We start from the raw sequence: 18,576 nt of genomic DNA, 5'->3' as shown, positions 1-18,576 counted from the left end.
GGCCCGTTCTGATCGGATGGGAGTTCTCATGGTGTTTCTCCTTCTTTCTCTTTGGGTGGGGGCGGCCGGCGCAGGGACATCGCGCCGAACGCGAACCACATGACGCCGGCGGTCTTCAACGCGAACAACGAGGTGCCGCTCACGCACAGGATCAGCGTGATGTAGGCGGACAGGTAGGTGCGAAACCGCCGGGCGGGTTCGTCGTGCAGCGGCAGCAGGTAGACGCAGGCCCACAGCAGCCCCGCGCCGATCAGGCTGAAGCGACTGATGGCGTAGGCGTAGCCCATGTCGCCGAAGTTGGTGGCGTAGTCGCGCAAGCCGAGCAGGTTCATCTCGTCGAAGGTGGCGAGGTACTGGCCGCTGGTGGTCATGCGGCCGATCAGGTTGTCGCCCGCGTAGGTGGCGAAGTTCGCGAACAGCAGCAAGGTGCCCGCGCCGATGAGCGGCAGCACGATGGCGGCGTTGTGCGCTCGGCCATGCACCGTCAGGCGCAGCAGCACGAGCAGCCCGGTCATATAAAGGCCGAAGCGCGAGTCGGCCAGCACGATCAGCACGAAGGCGATGAGCATGAAGCACAGCGAACGCCGCCATTCGCGGAAGGGCTTGGCCAGCGCATAACCCAACAAGATGACGGCGTAGTTGCCCAGCGACACCGGCTCCAGGAACACCGACGACACGCGTTGTGCGCCCAACAGCTGCGGCAGCAGCGTGCGGCCGATGCCCTCCGGGCGCATGCCGTTCAGCGTGACGTTCTGCCCAGTCACCTGCGCCGAGCCAGCCTGGATGCCGCCGAGGCTGACGTAGTAGTTGAAGGTGTTGAAGACGCGGTTGTAGAGATCGGGAGCGGCCGCCTCCGCCAGGCCGATGACGAGCACCACCGCGCTTGCGACCAGCAGCGGCCCGTCGAGCGAGCGCGTTCCTTGCGCAAAGCTGCGACCGGCCCACACGAACAGCATCGGAATCAGCAGGTCGCGCGCTGCCTTGGGGTCGAAGTAGCCGCCGCGCAGCAGCGCCAGCAGCCCCGACACGCCGAGCACCACGAACACCACGACGAGCGAGCGCAGCGACAGGCGCTTCAGCAGGTAAGGCAGGCATGCCACATAGATCACCAGCTCGGCCACCGCCACCAGGGCGACCGACACCGTGAGCCCCCGCGTCTGCAGAAAGCACAGCACCCAGTGGTGGCACACCACCGCCAGCAGCAGGAAGGTGGCGTAGATCGTCGACTCGGCCGGCACCGCGGCAGGCGTCACCCGGCCCAACGGCAGGCTCGGCACGGCAACAGCCGGCCGCGCGGTGGGGAGGTCTAGCAGCGTGGAAGCGGCCATGGGAATCAGACGCCGAAGTAGCGCGTTCTCACATCGCCAGGCAGTGCCCGTGCGAGGTCTTGCAGAAAGCGGTCTTGCGCCGAGTACGGCGAGGCCGGCATGCCCAGCGTGGAGACGCGCACCAGCATGCCGTCGGCCACGTAGCCCGAGAGGCCCAGGCGCAGCTGCGTCCACTTGCGGCCCATGCCGGGCAAGGTGGCGTGGTCGGCCAGCGTCACCCAGTAGCTGATCGGCTCGATGCGTTGGCCGAGCGTTCCCACCAGGCGCTGCACGGCGACGGAGCCGCCGTCCACGGCCACGCGTTCGACACCGTTGCCGCGCACGCGGAACCCTTGCGCGCCGTAGCAGAACTCGGGGCGGTGGACGGCAGTGGCTTCGGAGCTCTGATCGCGCCCATAGGCGATGGTCAGCATCACCCGCTCACCGCTGGCGTTCACGTAAGAGCGGGCCAAGGTCTGGTCGTACACCGAATCGAGCCGCGCCTGCAGGGTCGGGTCCGGCAGCACCGGCACGGTCGATTCGTCGAGCCGCCAGCCGGCAAATGACGACGGCACCTGCTCGAGCAAGTGAATCGCGGTGAGGTGCGAGGCGAGTTGCTGCGAAGGCTTGAGCACCTGCGCGAGGCAGGCGGCCAGCAACATCGCCGCCAGCAACCAGGCGGCCCGGGCGATGTAGGTCGGAGCGGCCTGCCGCGTCATGCGCGCACCTCGCGTCGTCGTCCGAGCGGCCGGCGGATCACGCTCTCGGCCACCATCATCAGCAGCACGGCGACGACGAAGAGCACGATGCCGGAGAAGCTGTGGGCAAAGCCTTGCCCCGCCGCGTCACCGAAGTAGTAGGTGATGAGCACCAGCACCATCACGCGCACCACGTTGGCGGCGAACGAGATCGGCAGGATCACCAGCGCAAGCAATGCATCGCGCGCCACCGTGCTGCGCGGGCGCAGGCTCATCCACAGGAAGCCGAGCGCTTCGAGGGTGAACATGGAATTGAGGCCCGCGCAGGCGTCGGCCACCAGCAGCTGGTACTGCCCGATGACGAGCACGACACCCGTGCGGCCGACCGGGTAGCCGGCCAGGTGCAGCAGCCATTCGGCACAGGCCGACACCGCCGACTTCAGCGGCATGGTGAGCGTGAGCACGAGGATCCCGGGCAGCGGCACCGAAAACACCAGAAAGCCCAGCGGCACGGCCATCAGCCGCAATCCTGCCCGGCCCTTGAACCACAGCAGCAGGCCCGCCAGCACACCGATCTGAGAACCGGCTTCGAGCCCCTGGATGCCCTGCGAGCGCCCGATCACGTAGGCCGCAAGCGACACCGCCAAGGCCAGGCTACCCCAGCCACCGGCAGAGCGATCGGGCAAGGCCACAAAGCTCGGCCAACGCTGAACCGTGAGCCAGATGCACAGGCCCACGATGAGCGGGCCATGGCCCTGCTCGTCGGACGCCCACGCAGTCTGGAACAGCGTCCAGTACGTCGGCACGTACATCACCAACAGGCCGACGGCGATCAACGCTCCCACCGTCCAGCGCGACGGCCAGGTCCAGGGGCGCCGGAGCTCGGCGGTGTGCGTGATGGGCAGCATGGATCGGGGCACTGGCGTCGGTGCCTTGTCAGTACTCGTTGATCACCAGTCCCGCGAGCTGCGCACGGCTTTCGGCCAGCGACGTCACCAGCTTCTGCAGCGCGCCGATGCGGCTCTGGTGGCGGCGTGCCACGACGAGCGCCGCACCGCAGCGCGAGGCGATCACGCCGGCGTCGGAGCCGCGCTGCGCGGCCGGCGTGTCGACGATCACGTTGTCGAACTTGGCGATGAGCTCCAGCAGCAAGCGGCCGAACGCCGGCCGCTCCAGCAGCTCGAGCGGGTTGGGCGGCGTGACGCCCACCGGCAGCACGTACAGGCTCTTCAGGTCTGGGACCTGGTGGATCACGTTGGCCTGCTGACGCCCGTTGAGAACGCCCGACAGCCCGGCCCGGTCGGTGATGGAGAACACCTCGTGCAAGCGCGGGTTGCGCAGGTCGGCGTCGATGAGCAAGGTGCTGCCACCCAGCTGCGCCAGCGTGATCGCCAGGTTGGCGGCAAAGAAGGTCTTGCCTTCGCCGCACTCCGGGCTCACGACCGCGAGCGCGCGGCCCGAGCCGCCGCCCACCACCTGCCGCATCGTGAGCTGGCTGCGCAGCGCGCGGAAGGCCTCGGCCTGTTCACCGAAAGGCTGCACCGCGGCGACGAGCTCACCGCTGAGGTCACGCCGGCCATGCGGCGCATACGGATAGTGGAATTGCTGAGACAGCGCGAACAGCACGTCGTCTTCGTTCACCAGCCGCAGGGCCACCGCGGCCTCGCCGAAGCGCACGCCCTTCTTGCGCTGGTAGTCGAGCACCTTCTGCACCTGGCCGGCACCGAGCCGGTTGGTCTCGGTGAGGATGCTGCCGATCGGTTTATCGTGGACGTCGGTGATCTCGTCGTCGGACCAGGAGGCGGCTGCCTGCGAAGCGGGGCCCCAGTCGAAATCGGGCTCCTCGTGGGAGTTGGTGGCAGTTCTCATCGGGGGACCTCCAGGCCTGTGGACGTTGCACGTGAACGCGGCAGGCGCGCGACCACCTGGGCCGGCAGCACGAAGCGCCGCTTTCCGAGCAAAGGCCGCCGCAGAGGCCCGGGGAGATGACCGATGACCGGAAGGCCGAGCATCTGCACACCGTCTTGCACGCTGCGCAGCCGGCGGTCCTGCAGCTCGCGCAGCAAGGCGAAGGCGACCGCGAACATCGCACCGACGAACACGGCCAGCAGGCTGTTCAACGCAATGTTGGGAGACGAGTGGCGAGTCGGCACGCTGGCGGCGTTGAGCAACGCCGTGTTGGTCTGCTTGGTCTGGCTTTCGAGGCTGCTCTGCGTGAGGCGGGAAGAGACCGCGTCATATGCGCGCTGGGCGCCTTCGACATCGCGCTGCAGCACCGTGGCCTCGTCGCGCTGCTGCTTGATCTGCATCACGCGCACACGCTGCGCGGCCAGGGCCGAGCGCAGTTCGGCCTCGCGCGACTGGTTGATGCTGTTGTTGACGGTGACGCTGCCACTCACGCGGCGGCTTTCGGTCTCGAGCCGCGCACGCAGCTCGTCGATGTTGGCGCGCAGCTCCGCCACCTGCGGGTAGGCGTCGCCGTAGCGCTTGCTCATCTCCTGCAGCTTGGCTTCTTGCCGGGACAGGTCGCCACGCAGGCCCGACACCAGCGGGTTGTTGATCACGTCACTCAACTGGTTGGCCGACTTGCGGGCCTGCTCCTGGCGGCTTGCGGATTCGGCACTCAAAGCCTGCACCGCCACCAGCTGCGAAGACAGCTCGGCAAGGCGTGCGTTCTCGACGTCGTAGCGCTCGTCGTTCGCGGTGATGCCATGCTCCTTCTGGTAGGCAGAGAGCTTGGCCTGCGCCTTCTCTACCGCCTCACGCAGCTCCTTGGAGCGGCTGTCGAAGAAGGTGCTGTATTGCTTGGCCGGGTCCACGCGCAGGTCCAGCGTGGTGTCCAGGTAGGCCTGCACAAAGGCGTTGGCCAGGGACGCGCTGAACTTCGGGTCGGGTGACGTGAAGGCAACGCTGATGACGCTGCTCTCGCGCGAGGGCTTCACGTCGAGCTTGGAGCCCAGCGCTTCGGCCACCCACACTTCGAACGAGCCTTGGCCGTCGGTGGCTTCCATCCACTGCGCGCGCAGTTGCGGGTTGTCGGTGAGCTTGAGGTCGCGTACCACCCGGATCGCCACGCGCGGGCTCTGGATGATGTCGGCCTGCGTGGCCACATAGCCCATCGGCATGCCGTTGACCGAGCCGAGGCTCGCGATCGGGTCGGTCGACTTCATGTCGATCAGCACCGCCGCCGTGGCGGTGTACTTCTTCGGCAGCAGCAGGCTCACGGCCACCACGCCACCGACGATGAGCACGAAGACCATCGACGCCGCCTTCCAGCGCGCTTTCAGGATCGCAATGAGCTGAGAAAAGGTCATGACTGCTCAACCGAAGTGGATGGTGGTTTTTTTCATGGCGCCGCTTTCAGAAAAGGCTCTCTTTGACATAGATCACGTCGCCAGCCCGCAGCATGTCGTCCATGCGCGGGTTGTAGACCTCGAGCTTTCCGGCGGCGTTGCGGCGGTGCAGTTGCAAGCCACGAATGGTTCCGCGCTGGGTGAGGCCGCCGCCGCTGGCCACGGCCTGCATCAGCGTCATGTCGGGTTGAAGCGGCACAGGGCCGGGCTTCTGGACCTCGCCATAGATGTAGACGATCGGCAGGCGCTCCACATAGAGCGTGTCGCCGTTGAGCACGATCGGGTCGTCGCCTTCACCGCCGGCAAAGAGCCGGGTGATGTCGGCCTTCAACCGGAAAGGTTTGCCGTCCCGAATGCCGCTCAAGGTGACGACATCACTGCCGCCCGGTGCCACGCCGCCGGCCAGCGCGAGCAGTTCGCTCAGGCGCATGCCTTTCACTTCGATCGGGTAACGGCCCGGCCGGTTGGCCATGCCCAGCACCGAGGCCTGGTTGCCGCGCACTTGCATCACCAGCACCGACACCTGCGGCGCGCGAATGAAGTTGCCTTTCTTCAGGCCATTGCCAATGGTCGCCTCTACCTGTGAGACCGACTGGCCGCCCACGCTCACCTGGCCAAGCAGCGGATACGTGATGAGCCCGCTCTCGGCGACGCGCGCGTCGAGTGACAAGTCCGGGCTCTGGTACACGGTGATGCGCAGCACGTCGCCCGGGCCGACGACGTAGTCGCGCGAGGTGTCGGGCCCGGTGGGTACCGCTGAGGCTTCGGCGGCGGGCCTGGGCGCTGGCGCAGGAGCCTGAGCAGGCGCTGCAGCGGCTGCCGCCCGCGTGGCCTGCGGAGCAGCGGTGGGGCCGCTGGCGCAGGCCGCGAGGCCGAGCAGCACGAGGGCCGAGACGAAATACAGAGTGAAAGCGTGGCGCATGTTGGTCTTCTCTTGTTGGCTACTTGATGGCTACTTGGACTACGACGGCTACTTGGTGAGGGTTGACTTGGTGGACGGCTCGGCGCCTTGCAGCGACACCGAGCTCAGTGCCGTCTCGGCGTCGACGGCGGGCGCAGCCTGGCTCTTGACGTCCAGCGGCTGCGCGAACCTGCCCCCGTACTCGATGCGGGCAGTGCTGCGCAGCGCCTTGATCTGCTGCTGCACGGCCAGGCGCTTGCGCTCGGCCATGAGGAAGTTCTCGATCGATGCACGGGCGCTGTCTTCAGACAGCGGCGCGGATTCGGTCGACACGATGGTCAGCACATGCGCGTCGCGCGGGCCGCTCACGAGGTGAGACTGGCCTTCGCGCAGCGCAGCCATCGCATCGACGGCCGACAAGGGCAAGGCTTCGGCGCCCACCGTCGACCGACGTGCGCCGAAACGCAGGCCGGCCTGGCGCAGCAATGCGGCCACGTCGGCGGCGTTACGGGTCCCGCCCAACTGGGCGCGGATGGCCTTCTGCTGCGCCGGCGTGCCGATGAAGGCGGTGTCGACCAGCGTGTACAGCCGCCGTTTTGAAAACAAGGCCGGGCGGCTGTCGTAGTACTGGGAGACTTCGGCCAGACTCGGCTTCTGCACGCCTTGCGAAAGCCGGTCTGCATAGGCCCGCACGATGATCTCGCGCCGCGCTGCATCCAGCGCCTGCAGCACCGTAGGGTCGCGGTCGATGTGCTGCTCGGCGGCAGCCTGCAGCACCAGCTCCTGGTCCACCAGTGCCTCCAGCGTCTGCCGGCTCGCCGCTTCGACTTGGTCGGCGGCGACGCCGCTCTGACGTTGCAGCAAATAGTTGACCTGGTGGAGCGAAATTTCTTCCCGGTTGACCTTCGCGGCGACCTGCGTCGGCCCACCGTTGCCCTTGCCGCAGCCAGCGAGTGTGGCGACCGCCAAGACGGCGAGCGCCCAACCGCTGCGCGTGGCTGGCCACGCACGACGCAGCGGACTCGATGTCAGTGATGTGTTCAATTTCCCGGGCCTTTCTTCTTCAAGACAGAGACGTTTTGGCAGGCAGTCATGCCGCGCAAACCCTGCTCCATGGACGCAAGGGCAAACGAGGTGCCACGCTCGTAAAAATTTGCAGTTATGAAATTGCTGCAGTGCAAGAAATGCGGCGGCACACCGTTTGCCGGACAGAAATACCGACCTCGGATTCGCTTACCTGTAAGAGTTGCAGGCGCGAACTGCGCTTACTGGAGAGGGGTGTCCTGACGCGGACGATTCGGCTCTCGCACCGGCTCATGTTCCCCAGGCGCTGGAGGCTCGATGACCTCAGGCGGCAGCTCGTCCGGCGTTGGCGGCGGAAGAGGCGGAGGCACCGGCGGCACCACGCCTGGCTCTGGGGGCGGCGTGTGTGCAATCAAGCTCATCGGGTCGCAGCTTGCAGATCGGGCAGAGAGGCGGGCATGGCATGCGCCATCGCCTCTTCGCGCGCGGGCGCTCGAATGATCGGTGCAGACGTGAGGTGGTCGAGCCGGTCCAGCAGGAACGCCAGGTCCAGCGGCTTGGGCCACACCTCGCGGAAGCCGCTGCCAGCGAGCTGGAACTCCGACTCCGCGGTGACAGCCACGGCCGGAATATCAGCCCAGCCGCCGATGCGGCGCAGCTCGCTCAGGAGCGTGACGCCATAGGTGTCGGGCAAGCGCAGATCGAGCAGCAGCAAAGCGGGCCGCAGGTGGGTCGCAAGTTCGCGCGCCTCCCGGCCGTCCGTTGCCACCACGAGCTCGAGATGCGGTCTGCGCCTGAAGACCGCCTTCATCAGGCTCACATTGGTTGGATGGTCCTCGACGTAAAGCACCACTCTGGGAACGATCGCATCGATGACGCGTTGCATGGGTACCTCGGTAGGAGTTGTCACCCCTTTCCCTTGGCGAACGGCGTTCCCGAAAAACCCTAAAGATGTTTGTAAATGAAAGCGGCCACAGTCCCGAGGAACTGTGGCCGCTTTACCGCACAACCTTGCAAGTTGTGCGGCCCGCCACCTCAATGCCGCGCGGGTCAGCCTCGCGAGACGGTCAGCTGGTTGTCGACACCAAGCACGCCGTCGACACGCGACGCGAGGGCGGTTGCCCGCTCGCGCGATGCTTCGCTCGGTGCCGAGCCACGCAACAGCACGCGGCCTTGCGATGTGTCGACATTGATCTTCAGCGCGCTTAGCTCGGTGTCCTTGGCCAGCTCCGCATTCACAGCCGTGGTGATGGACATGTCCTTCAGGCGCGCGCCAGCGGCGTCGGTCGCCTTGTTCATGTCTTCCTTGGCCTCGCCGGCCTGCTGCTTCACGTCGGCCTTGATGTCATCGGCCTTCTGCTCGCTCTTGGCCACGGCGGTGTCGAGACGCTCCCCGGCAGTTTTTTCTGCGTCATTGCGCTGGCAGGCGCCGAGCGCGAGCGCTGCAGCAAGGGTGCACAGGGCGGTGGCAGTTGTCTTGTAGGTGGTCATGATGAGTTCCTTCAGGTTGGAGCTGCTATGCAGCCTGAGCGCCGTTCGGCGCCAAGGGATGAGCATTTCCTGCTTCATCAGACGCACGTCGCTTTGCAACGCACGCCATGCAGCAACTCTAGAAACCCCCGACACCGGCCGGCATCGGTCTGGGCCGCGCAGGCATGTAGGAAATGTCTGTTGCGCCAGCAGGACCTGGCACCACGCTCGCAGAAGGGTTGTAGCCATGGCCGGTCAGCGCTGGACGCGCTCTGCCTCGAGCTGAACGCAGCGCGCCTATATCAGGGGACGGCACCGCGTCAGCGGAGATCGCCCGCCAAACTGGCCAAGGTGTCGGTGGCGATCGCAACGTGCGCCGGGTAGTGCGTGTGGTCGCAACCCAGCTTGACCGCGGCACCCGCGAGGACGGCATCGCGCGCGGGCTTCGGGAATTCGAACCGCAGGAAATGCACGGCGGACGTCTTTTCGTCCGTCTCGCGGTCTAGGTCTTCATCGGCGATGGCGTAGATGCGCGGATAGCCTTCGACCTCGACGAACATGCGGTCTTCCACGCCGATCAGGCGGGCGAGCTCGCGCTTGCGTTCGTGCACGTCGGGGTACTCGATCAGCATGGTCGCCTTCCAGTTGCTGCCGTCGGGCACCAGCGGCGCGTAGGCGGCAATCTCGCCGGCGATGCCCTCCTCTTCGAAGATCTTCTCGATGTGCAGCATCTCCTGGATCTGCCGCCGGATCGTCTGCTCGTCTTCGAACTGCACGGTGATGTGTTCGCCCAGCCCCACACTGCGCAGCTTGCGGTGGGCGATGAACTCCGGCGCCTGCGCCTTGCGGATCTTGGCGTAAGCCTCCAGGCTCATCAGGCTGTCGCGGGTGATGGTGGTCATGTCTGCTTCACCTTTCTGCGAGCTTCACCCAATCGTTCGGGCTGAGGTATCGAAGGTCCACACCAATCAGGCAAGCCCATAGGCAATGCGCACGAGGCTCAACGGATGCGCCAGTTTCGTATCCGGGCCGCCTTGCTGCGCCATGCCCTGCGCGATGTGATGACCGGCCAACTGGCAGTCCGAGCTGATGTAATCGGGCTCGTCCTTCGCCATCGCCTTGAACACCGGCCTGCCTATCTTCATCGCCACCGGGTGCGTCGCCGTCTTCACGCCGTAGGTGCCGGCATGGCCCGAACAGCGCTCTACCGTGTTGAGCTGCACGGTGACCGACTGGCCGATGAGCTTGAGCATCTCTTCGGTCTTCTTGCCGATCTTCTGCACGCGACCGTGGCAGGGGATGTGGTAACTCACCTTGCCGAGCTCCTGCTTGAAGTCCGTCTTGAGCAGACCGTCGCGGTTGCGTGCGACGAGGTATTCGAAGGGGTCGTACATCGCCTCCTGCACCGCGGCCACATCGGCGTCGCCAGGGAACATCAGCGGCAGCTCCTGCTTGAACATCAGCGTGCAGCTCGGAATCGCGCTCAAGATCGCATAGCCCTCTTTCGCATAGCGCGCGAGCACCGGAATGTTCGCGGCCTTGTGCTCGGCCACGGCATCGAGGTCGCCCAGTTCGAGCTTGGGCATGCCGCAGCACTTCTCCTTCTCGACGATCTCGTACGGAATGGCGTTGTGCTCGAGCACCTTGATCAGGTCGTGCCCGATGCCGGGCTCGTTGTAGTTGACGAAGCAGGTGGAGAAGATCGCCACCTTGCCCGGCGTGCGCTCGCCGTCCTGCACGTCCTTGGCGCTGCCCTTCTTCTTGGCGCTCCAGCGAAAGCGGCTGCTCGCGAGGTCGGGCAACCACGCGTCGGGGTGCACGCCCAGCGCCTTGTCGAGCACCTTGCGCATCGGCTTGGTCTTGTTGAGCGCATTGGCCACCTGCACGACGATGGGAATCCCGGCGAACTGGCCATGCACGTCGGTCGAGGCCAGCAGCTGCTCGCCCTTGCCCACCCCGCCTTTCTTGAACTTGATCGCCTTGGCCCGCAGCATGGTGTGCGGGAAGTCCACGTTCCACGGGTGCGGCGGCACGTACGGGCACTTGGTCATGTAGCAGAGGTCGCACAGGTAGCACTGGTCGACCACCTTCCAGTAGTCGACCTTCGCCACGCCATCGACCTCTTGTGTGCTGCTCTCGTCGACCAGGTCGAACAGTGTGGGGAACGACTGGCACAGGCTCACGCAGCGGCGACAGCCATGGCAGATGTCGAAGATGCGCTCCATCTCGTGGAGGCATTTGTCTTCGTCGTAGAACTCGGGGTTCTTCCAGTCGATCGCGTGGCGCGTGGGCGCTTCGAGGTTGCCCTCTCGAGTCGTCATGTGAACTCCTGGCTGCGTGGCGCTGAGCGCCAGCGTGGCTCGGAAAGAAATCGGCCCCGCAGAACACGGGGCCGATGAGCTGCTTGCTCAGTCCACCAGGGCGTCGAGCGCCTTCTGGTAGCGGTTGGCGTGAGAGCGCTCGGCCTTGGCCAGGGTCTCGAACCAGTCGGCGATCTCGTCGAAGCCTTCGGTGCGCGCCTGCTTGGCCATGCCCGGGTACATGTCGGTGTACTCGTGCGTCTCGCCGGCCACGGCCGCCTTCAGGTTGTTGCGGCTGGAGCCGATGGGCAGGCCGGTGGCCGGGTCACCCACGGCCTCAAGGAACTCCAGGTGGCCGTGGGCATGGCCCGTCTCGCCCTCGGCGGTGGAGCGGAACAGCGCGGCCACGTCGTTCTGCCCTTCGATGTCGGCTTTGTTTGCGAAATACAGATAGCGTCGGTTCGCCTGGGATTCGCCCGCAAAGGCGTCCTTCAGGTTCTGCTCGGTTTTCGATCCTTTCAAGCCCATGTCGCTCTCCTCGCGTGTGAATGAATTGGAGGTGATGGCGGACACAGCCGCCAACGCTGCGAACGTACTCCTGCCCGCCCCTGTGCGCCAATACAAAGCTTCAATACGAGTTCATAGCGCTCGGCTATTTTTTAGGGTTAACGCGCAGTCGGCTGCTCCGGATCACTCCACCAAGCCCAGCAGCTGAAGCGCCATCTTCTGCAGGCGGCCGTCCGGGTCGGCCAGGTCGTGCAACACGTTCAAATGGTTGGCGTCGGGAATGGCTTCGCACACCGGCGCCGCGCCTTTGCCCCAGGCCTGCTGGATCAGGCTGTTCTGCCGCAGAAACTCCTCGCTCTCCAGCGCGCCCACGGCCGCGTAGAACTGCCCCTCTGGTTTGGGGAAGCGGGCCGGGCTGAGCTCGAGCGCGGACTCCGGCGTGAGGCGCAGGTCGGCTTGCAGGAACGGTGTCTGCCGGATCGGCTCCAGGTCGTAGACCCCCGAGATGCCGAGCGCGCAAGACACCCGCTGCGCCGGCAGATCGTCGGCTACGGCCTTCCAGTTGCAGCTCAGCAGCATGGCCGCCAGATGCCCACCCGCCGAGTGGCCGGCCACGACGATGCGCCGCGGGTCCGCGCCATATAGCGCAGCGTTGCGGTACACCCAGGCCAGCGCACGCACCATCTGCAGCGTGATGGTCTCGATGCTGACCGGCTGTGCCTCGGTGCCGGGGCACAAGGCGTAGTTGGGCATCACCACCATCGCGCCCTTGCCCACCAGGCTCGGCGCGAGAAAAGAATGGTCGCGCTTGTCCAGGCTGCGCCACCAACCTCCGTGGATGAACACCAGCACTGGCGCATTCGCCCGCGCAGACGGAAAGACGTCGAGCGTCTCGTTCTCGCCCCCGCCATAACGAACGTCCAGATGGCAAGCCATGCCCTCACGCGCGTGCGCCGAAGCGCGAGCCCAGCGCTCGAATATCTGCGGATGCTCCGGAATACGGGCGCGGTTGTTGTACTGCACGTCCAACCAGTCCGGGTCGAGCTGGGTCATGGTGATTCCACAGAAAGCGTCGCCGCGAGAGCCGCTTTCTAACCCGACACGCTCTCGCAAACCAGAGGGTGTTTCGCGGGCCAGTCTTTGCTAGACTATTTTCCGTTGGGGGGGTAGCTCAGCTGGGAGAGCGTCGCGTTCGCAATGCGAAGGTCGGGAGTTCGATCCTCCTCCTCTCCACCAACTTGAAACTTGTTGTGCGGCAATGGGTTGAGTACTGGCGAAACAATCCAAAGGTTGCATGGAGATCGATCCAGTCAAGACAGCCTAAGAGCTACGAGACCAGCTTTCCACAATCTCATAGCCCGCTCCTCGGTCGGGCCTCGACCACACCAGCGAGAACGCCAACGAATCCCACTCGATGGCGGGTTCATCACGCGGTGCCACACAGCCATCAGCATCTCTCGCGAGCGTCACGTGGGGTAGCCACTGCTTGCCTTGTGACGCGATTCCCAGGGAATGCACCAGTGCAGCGATGTCGCCCTGAATGAGCTCCAAGGGCTGGCTCTCGTCGGGCCTGATGACTGCCACTCCGTTCAAGAACATCTCTGGCTTGCCAAAGCGCAAGTAGATGGGTGACATCGGGACACTTGCCAGCGCTGCCCTCAGCCGTGTTTCAGCTTCCTCCTCAACTTGACCGAGGAACAGAAGCGTCAGATGCAGCTTGGCCGGTTCCGTCAGGCGGACTGTTGGAGGCCATTGATACTGAAGCTGATATTGGCTGATGGCCTTCTGCGCCGTGGGGGAGGCCATCAATCCGATGAAAAGTCGACGCATGCTCATTGTTCAATGTCCTTCAAAATCGCCGAATTCCATAGCGGCCGCCTGGTTCGCATCTCGCCACCCTAGCACTGTCACCGAGCAATCCTCACCGTCGCCACCGTGGCACTTCGTCCTCGCGCCACTTCATCTGCTCGTTCTCAAGTGGGGCGGCTTTGGAAGGTTCGCGATCTCGGTGGAGGTGCACCTTTCTGTCGCGCTGCTCCACTATTTGATCTCTCGAAGAGGCCGGCCCGCCTCTAGTGCTGATAGCGCTTGCCTTTGCTCTGTTGCAGGGCTAACCCAAGCCTAGGGCCTTCCCGCGCATCGCAAACCGATACAAGCGCGAGTGGGGGATCGCGGCCTAGACTGATTTCGCCCTGTCGCGATTCGCGCGATGTAGGGCAAAAAATCAGATGGAGACAAGCCCCATGAACTCGACTCGCACCCCCGCGTTGCGCACCCTGGTCTCGGCCGCCATGGCGGCCCTCTCCTTGTTAGCTGGCGTGGCTCAGGCCCAGACCTCGGCACCCACGTCAGCCTCACTCAATGCCACCGCGGGCCCCTTGTCCGTGTCGACGTCCAGCATCTCGTCCTTCGCCGCTCGCGGCTTCGGCGGCGGCACCGTGTATTACCCGAGCACCGCCGGCAGCTATGGTGTGATCGCCATGTGCCCGGGCTTCACCGCCACCCAGTCGAGCATCGCCTGGCTGGCACGGCGCATGGCGAGCCATGGCTTCGTCGTGGTCGCGATGAACACCAACTCCACACTCGATCAGCCCGCGAGCCGAGCGAACCAGCTGATGGCCGCGCTCTCGTACGCGGTCAATAGCGCCCCGAGCGCGGTGCGCAGTCGCATCGACACGTCGAAACAGGCCGTGTCCGGGCACTCGATGGGTGGAGGCGGCTCGATGATCGCGGCACGTGACAACGCGTCGCTGAAGGCCTCCTTTCCGATGACACCGTGGAACACGAGCACGAGCTTCGGCTCTGTTCGCGTGCCGACGATGATCATCGGTGCCGACGGCGACACCGTCGCAGCGGTGACGGCGCACTCGCGGCCCATGTACGCGAGCCTGTCTTCGAGCACCTTCAAGGCCTATGGCGAGCTGAACAGCGCGTCGCACTTCACGCCCAACTCCACCAACACGCCGATCGGCCGCTACGGCGTCACCTGGATGAAGCGCTTCGTCGACGGCGACACGCGTTACTCGCCGTTCCTTTGTGGATCGCCCCACGAGTCCTACGCCACCCCGTCGGTGTTCGACCGCTACCAGCAGAACTGCCCGTACTGAATGTCCCAGCGCATGCGGCTCATCGCAGTCGCCGCGGTGACCGCGGTTGTGGCTGCCACCTGGTGGTCGGGTGGGGAGGAACCGAAAGGCGATGCCGCACCGGCGGTGTCGAGGGCGGGTAACTCGCCGACCTCGACGCCCGCACAACCTTCGGCCACACCGAGATTGCAGGTCGCCGCGTCGGCAGCCGTCACGGCCATGCCCGTGCCCGCACCTCCCGCGGCGGCCGTGCAAACGCCGGCCAATGACGAACGCGCCTTCAGGGCCGACGGCAAGGGCCGGCTTGTGCTCGACGAGCGCACGCGGCTGGCGGTGGAGAAACTCGTCGGGCTGAACGGCCCCGAGAGCCTGCCAGCACTCGTGGGAGAACAGACATCGGGGCTGCCAGCCGAGGCGGCCGCACAGGCACGTGATCTGGTTGAGCGCTATGGTGCCTACGAGTCCGCGCGGCGTGGCACCTTCGAGCCCGGTACGGCGCCCATGGTCCCCGAGGAAGGCCTCGCGGAACTGGCGGCGACACGTGCCTTGCGTGCCAGCTACTTCGGCCAGGACGCGGCGCAACACCTGTTCGGGGCCGAAGAGGCCGTGTCGAAGCGACTGCTGGAGATGATGCGCGACGACCGCGCCGCGAACCTGACGATTGAGCAGAAGGCCATTCGCGCCCAAGCCCGCTATTCCTTGGAGAATCCCGGGCCCTGATCGCTTGGAAGGCCAAATCGAAACGGGATGTTCCTCACAGCATCGCATCAGGGGGACAGTGTTCACAATGCACGCTGGACATGCATTCGTGGAGTCGAGATGGAAGACCCTGCGTCACCGGTGCCCAGCCCGCGGTTCAGGTTGATGGGTGACAGTTTCCTGTTCGCCGGCCCGGGCCACGACAGTCAGTCCTGCCGACACTCCGTCAGCCTGCTCTGCGCCGTGGGGGATCAGCAGCTTGAAGTGCGGTGCCAGCGACAGACGCTGCGGAGCACGATGCTGATGGTGGCTCCGCTGGAGGCCAAGACCCTGCTGGCGCGCGGCGTGCCGTTCGTCCTGATGGATGTCGAGCCGAGCCACCGGCACTTTCGCGTGCTGGCCGCCGCCTGCCGGAACAGCGGCGTGGAGACGTTGCCGGATGAACCAGCGCATGCTTTCCGCGAGATGGCGAGGGCTTTCCATGCCGGCACCCTGACCGGCACCGACGCCGATCGCGCCGCACGCGAATCGATCGACACGCTGGCCGCAACCTGGCCAGCGCCGCCTGCGCTCGATCCCCGCGTCCGGCGAATGCAAAAGATGATGGACCTGCAGCCGGCCATCACTCTGCACGAGATGGCGGTGAAGCTGGGCCTGTCCGATAGCGCCGCGTCGCGGCTGTTCTCGCGTGACATGGGCATCGCCCAGCGCATCTACAGCTTGGCGATAAAAATCCGCGCGGCCTCCCAGTACATGGGCAGCGGCCTCAGCCTGACCGAGATCGGCCAAGACGCCGGCTTCGTCGACTCGGCTCACTTCGCCAAGGTGTGGACACGCTGCTACGGCGCGCCACCTTCGGTGTTCTTTCCTCCGCATCGGCTCGCGGTCGACAACGCCAGCCTGCCCGACTGGAAGCAGTGGTTGATCGGACGCCACGAGCGCAGGCCCGATCGCTGAACGCGTGCGATCACCCGTCGGTGATGAACAGGCGCGCGATGGTCAAAGGCCTTTTGTCGCTTCGCAAGCGACTGAACCTGCGGTGATTCAGAAGTCATGGCGGATGCCGGCACCGATGGCGCGAACGCGCACGTTGCTCTTTGACGAGTCGATTCCGTCCCGGTCGATGAACGCCTGCAATTCGGTGCGCTTGGACAGCGCGTACTGATAGGACATTTCCTGACGCCTCCTCTGTCCGAGGAGATTCGATTGCACCGCACGCTGGATCGCATTCAGCACGATGGCATGCGAGCCGACAACGTACTTCGTCCCGACGATCCAGTAGTTGACATCGCGACGTGTCGCGACGGTGTTCTTGTACCGGTCCCTGCCGAGCAAGGCGTAAGGCTCGATGCTGCCAAAGTCGTAGCGCACACCGAACTGGACCTTGTTGTCGAACTCGTTGGTGAGGAGCCCGCCCGGTCGTTTGTCCTTGGCCACGCCGAACGCGAGTTTCAACGGCCCTGTCGCGTAGTTCAGCCCGACGTCCAAGGACTTCGCCCCGTTCTCGCTGTCGAGCGTGGCCGGTGCCCCACGGAGATAGCCCCGCACACGGACATCGAAGCCCGCGACGTTGGGGCTCTGATAGCCGATTGAATTCGATGTCCGATTGCGCGCGTTCAGCATGGAGGTGCCGATAGCGGTGGCGCCGGCGTCATTGGGGGCAAAGCTGGTGATCGCCGTGACCTGCGAGTACAAGGGCGAGCCTGTCGGGTTGGTTGAATCCAGCCGCCCCAGCGCAACAGTGCCGTACGCACCGCGCAGCCCCACAAAGCTGTTGCGATAAGTGGGGGCCGGGACCGTCCCGTCATCAGCGCTGAGTCCCATTTCAAGGCCGAAGAGCGCGCTCATGCCGCCGCCCAAGTCTTCGATCCCGCGAAAGCCGAGCCGCGATGCGTTGTCGCGCAGCTCCTTCAGATCGCTGGCATTGCCCGTCTTGATGCTGTTGACCGTGAGTCGGATCTGGCCGTAGACCGAGACATTGGTTTGCGCGGCGGCTGGGGCGAGGCTCAGCGCAAGCGCTGCCGCGGCGAGCATCGGGCCGCACGATGGGTTCTTCATGAAAGGATCCTCCGGATTAAATTTGCCATGGGCGTGGTCGACCCTCACAAGGCACAAGGTGCCTCGTGATGGATCTGTGGATTCGAAGGGCCGGGCCCGGCCGTCTAGGGCGTGATCACCCGTCGAAAGTAGCGAGTGCTGTCTCGCACTTGTTCGCGCCAAATTCGAGCGAACGTCTCGAGCAGCTCCAGCCTTCGTCAGACTCGACTCGGGCGAGAAGCTTGCCTTCAGAGGTGTTCATCGTGTCTGCATCCTTGAGGGCAACGGGAAAAGCGCTAACGGCTGCGCAGCAGTTCACCGAGCTCGTCGTCGAGTGCCTTCGCAAGGCGGTCGAAAAACGTCGCGAGACTCGAAGCGAGGTTTCCATAACCGTCGTTCTTGATGAACCGTCGCTCGTCCATGTACAGAGCCCGATTGATCTCTACCTGGACGCTGTGGCGGCCGTTTGACGGATCGCTATGGCGCCGGATCAACTCTGCACCGCGGTACGGGTCATTGACCTGCACCCGAAAGCCCAGGCCCGCGAAGCTCGAAGCGAACCAGCGCACAAGGGCCGGGTCGGCGCTCGCCCCGTCGAGGTCGCTGATGACGATGTCCGGGCGCGGTCGACCGCTGTCCTCATTCATCGCGTTCCCAACCGACTTCATCGAGTGGCAGTCGATGTGACAGCTCAGCGCGAAGCGGGAGTGCGCAGAGTCCACGAGCCGAGACAGTGCGGCGTGGTAGGGGTCATAGCAGCGGGTGAGTCGGGATCGGACGTCTTCGACCGAAAGACGTCGGTCATAGAGCGGGACTCCGGGCAGTGCGAAACGGCGGATCAGCCCCATCCCGGCGCGCGACTTGGCCGTCGGTTGCAAAGGCTCCCGCCACGCGGACTCCAGCTGATCGGGGTCGATGTCGCCTCGCTCGCGATTTGCATCGATGTATGCACGATGGAATCCAGCTGCAAGCGTCGGCGCCTTCCCCGCAGAAGCCTCCACCCAAAGCTCGTCGATCCACGCATCCCAACTGGTGAGCAGCGCCTCTTCAGGAGCAATCGTCGGAGTTCCGTCACAAGGCCAGTCCCGAAAACTGTGAGGGGAGTCGATCACGATGGGCGTTGCCGCTTCGGCTGAGCCCGCGTGGATCCGGTAGGTAGTGCTTTGCTCGAGATTGGAATTGGCGGTCATGGAGG

At 65.2% G+C, this 18,576-nt stretch carries 20 protein-coding genes and 1 tRNA gene; 4 read left to right on the top strand and 17 right to left on the bottom strand.

Annotated elements, in window-relative coordinates:
- Positions 1 to 26 precede the first annotated feature (26 nt).
- The 13 genes from AC1DYS_RS21595 to AC1DYS_RS21535 all read right to left on the bottom strand — a co-directional run bounded on the left by AC1DYS_RS21595 (position 27) and on the right by AC1DYS_RS21535 (position 12,612).
- Entirely contained in the window at positions 27 to 1,328 is a 1,302-nt protein-coding gene (locus AC1DYS_RS21595) for a polysaccharide polymerase (protein WP_477902957.1), read from the bottom strand.
- 5 nt (positions 1,329 to 1,333) lie between these two features.
- Entirely contained in the window at positions 1,334 to 2,026 is a 693-nt protein-coding gene (gene epsI, locus AC1DYS_RS21590) for an exosortase-associated protein EpsI, B-type (protein ID WP_477902956.1), read from the bottom strand.
- Complete coding sequence (xrtB, locus tag AC1DYS_RS21585; protein WP_477902954.1) at positions 2,023 to 2,913, bottom strand: exosortase B; 891 nt, start codon at positions 2,911 to 2,913, stop codon at positions 2,023 to 2,025. Before xrtB ends, epsI begins: the two co-directional genes overlap by 4 nt.
- A gap of 28 nt (positions 2,914 to 2,941) precedes the next feature.
- Complete coding sequence (locus tag AC1DYS_RS21580) at positions 2,942 to 3,874, bottom strand: polysaccharide biosynthesis tyrosine autokinase (protein WP_477902952.1); 933 nt, start codon at positions 3,872 to 3,874, stop codon at positions 2,942 to 2,944.
- Positions 3,871 to 5,319, bottom strand: coding sequence for a chain length determinant protein EpsF (epsF, locus tag AC1DYS_RS21575; protein ID WP_477902950.1), 1,449 nt, complete (start codon positions 5,317 to 5,319; stop codon positions 3,871 to 3,873). The genes AC1DYS_RS21580 and epsF overlap by 4 nt, the downstream gene beginning before the upstream one ends.
- 46 nt (positions 5,320 to 5,365) lie before the next feature.
- Positions 5,366 to 6,280 (bottom strand): polysaccharide export protein EpsE, encoded by a 915-nt coding sequence (gene epsE / locus AC1DYS_RS21570; protein ID WP_477902948.1) that lies wholly within the window; start codon positions 6,278 to 6,280, stop codon positions 5,366 to 5,368.
- A 48-nt stretch (positions 6,281 to 6,328) separates the two neighbouring features.
- Positions 6,329 to 7,303, bottom strand: coding sequence for an EpsD family peptidyl-prolyl cis-trans isomerase (locus tag AC1DYS_RS21565; protein ID WP_477902946.1), 975 nt, complete (start codon positions 7,301 to 7,303; stop codon positions 6,329 to 6,331).
- Positions 7,304 to 7,700: 397 nt separating this feature from the next.
- A complete protein-coding gene (locus tag AC1DYS_RS21560) occupies positions 7,701 to 8,168 on the bottom strand; it encodes a response regulator (RefSeq protein WP_477902944.1) in 468 nt (155 codons plus the stop codon).
- Between the two features lie 164 nt (positions 8,169 to 8,332).
- Positions 8,333 to 8,773, bottom strand: a complete 441-nt coding sequence (locus tag AC1DYS_RS21555; protein WP_477902942.1) for a BON domain-containing protein — start codon at positions 8,771 to 8,773, stop codon at positions 8,333 to 8,335.
- Between the two features lie 299 nt (positions 8,774 to 9,072).
- Positions 9,073 to 9,654 (bottom strand): DUF3501 family protein, encoded by a 582-nt coding sequence (locus tag AC1DYS_RS21550; protein ID WP_477902940.1) that lies wholly within the window; start codon positions 9,652 to 9,654, stop codon positions 9,073 to 9,075.
- Between the two features lie 66 nt (positions 9,655 to 9,720).
- Positions 9,721 to 11,073: a heterodisulfide reductase-related iron-sulfur binding cluster gene (locus tag AC1DYS_RS21545; RefSeq protein ID WP_477902938.1), complete on the bottom strand. Its 1,353-nt coding sequence runs from the start codon at positions 11,071 to 11,073 to the stop codon at positions 9,721 to 9,723.
- Positions 11,074 to 11,160: 87 nt separating this feature from the next.
- Positions 11,161 to 11,580 (bottom strand): rubrerythrin family protein, encoded by a 420-nt coding sequence (locus AC1DYS_RS21540; protein ID WP_047484140.1) that lies wholly within the window; start codon positions 11,578 to 11,580, stop codon positions 11,161 to 11,163.
- Positions 11,581 to 11,742: 162 nt separating this feature from the next.
- A complete protein-coding gene (locus AC1DYS_RS21535) occupies positions 11,743 to 12,612 on the bottom strand; it encodes an alpha/beta hydrolase (protein WP_477902936.1) in 870 nt (289 codons plus the stop codon).
- Positions 12,613 to 12,719: 107 nt separating this feature from the next.
- On the opposite strand from AC1DYS_RS21535, the gene AC1DYS_RS21530 reads away from it, so the two are divergent.
- Positions 12,720 to 12,795, top strand: a tRNA-Ala gene (locus tag AC1DYS_RS21530).
- Positions 12,796 to 12,879: 84 nt separating this feature from the next.
- On the opposite strand, the gene thpR is transcribed toward AC1DYS_RS21530, so the two are convergent.
- A complete protein-coding gene (gene thpR, locus AC1DYS_RS21525) occupies positions 12,880 to 13,389 on the bottom strand; it encodes an RNA 2',3'-cyclic phosphodiesterase (RefSeq protein WP_477902934.1) in 510 nt (169 codons plus the stop codon).
- Positions 13,390 to 13,802: 413 nt separating this feature from the next.
- Here thpR and AC1DYS_RS21520 point away from each other — a divergent pair, with 413 nt between their 5' ends.
- Positions 13,803 to 14,666: a poly(ethylene terephthalate) hydrolase family protein gene (locus tag AC1DYS_RS21520; RefSeq protein WP_477902932.1), complete on the top strand. Its 864-nt coding sequence runs from the start codon at positions 13,803 to 13,805 to the stop codon at positions 14,664 to 14,666.
- Here the strand turns inward: AC1DYS_RS21520 and AC1DYS_RS21515 are convergent.
- The gene (locus AC1DYS_RS21515; RefSeq protein WP_477902930.1) at positions 14,642 to 14,866 is read right to left on the bottom strand and encodes a hypothetical protein; all 225 of its coding nucleotides are present in this window, start codon (positions 14,864 to 14,866) and stop codon (positions 14,642 to 14,644) included. The two genes, AC1DYS_RS21520 and AC1DYS_RS21515, sit on opposite strands and share 25 nt — an antisense overlap.
- On the opposite strand from AC1DYS_RS21515, the gene AC1DYS_RS21510 reads away from it, so the two are divergent.
- Both AC1DYS_RS21510 and AC1DYS_RS21505 read left to right on the top strand, forming a co-directional pair.
- A complete protein-coding gene (locus AC1DYS_RS21510; RefSeq protein WP_477902928.1) occupies positions 14,865 to 15,365 on the top strand; it encodes a lipase secretion chaperone in 501 nt (166 codons plus the stop codon). The genes AC1DYS_RS21515 and AC1DYS_RS21510 overlap by 2 nt on opposite strands.
- A 99-nt stretch (positions 15,366 to 15,464) precedes the next feature.
- Positions 15,465 to 16,301 (top strand): helix-turn-helix transcriptional regulator, encoded by an 837-nt coding sequence (locus tag AC1DYS_RS21505; protein ID WP_477902926.1) that lies wholly within the window; start codon positions 15,465 to 15,467, stop codon positions 16,299 to 16,301.
- A gap of 87 nt (positions 16,302 to 16,388) precedes the next feature.
- On the opposite strand, the gene AC1DYS_RS21500 is transcribed toward AC1DYS_RS21505, so the two are convergent.
- Together AC1DYS_RS21500 and AC1DYS_RS21495 are read right to left on the bottom strand one after the other, a co-directional pair.
- A complete protein-coding gene (locus AC1DYS_RS21500) occupies positions 16,389 to 17,402 on the bottom strand; it encodes a porin (protein ID WP_477902924.1) in 1,014 nt (337 codons plus the stop codon).
- Positions 17,403 to 17,677: 275 nt separating this feature from the next.
- Complete coding sequence (locus AC1DYS_RS21495) at positions 17,678 to 18,571, bottom strand: N-formylglutamate amidohydrolase (protein ID WP_477902922.1); 894 nt, start codon at positions 18,569 to 18,571, stop codon at positions 17,678 to 17,680.
- Between the last annotated feature and the right edge of the window lie 5 nt (positions 18,572 to 18,576).

The organism is Rhizobacter sp. P2_G4 (assembly GCF_056403575.1).
This window is presented reverse-complemented; position numbering and strand designations above follow the sequence as displayed.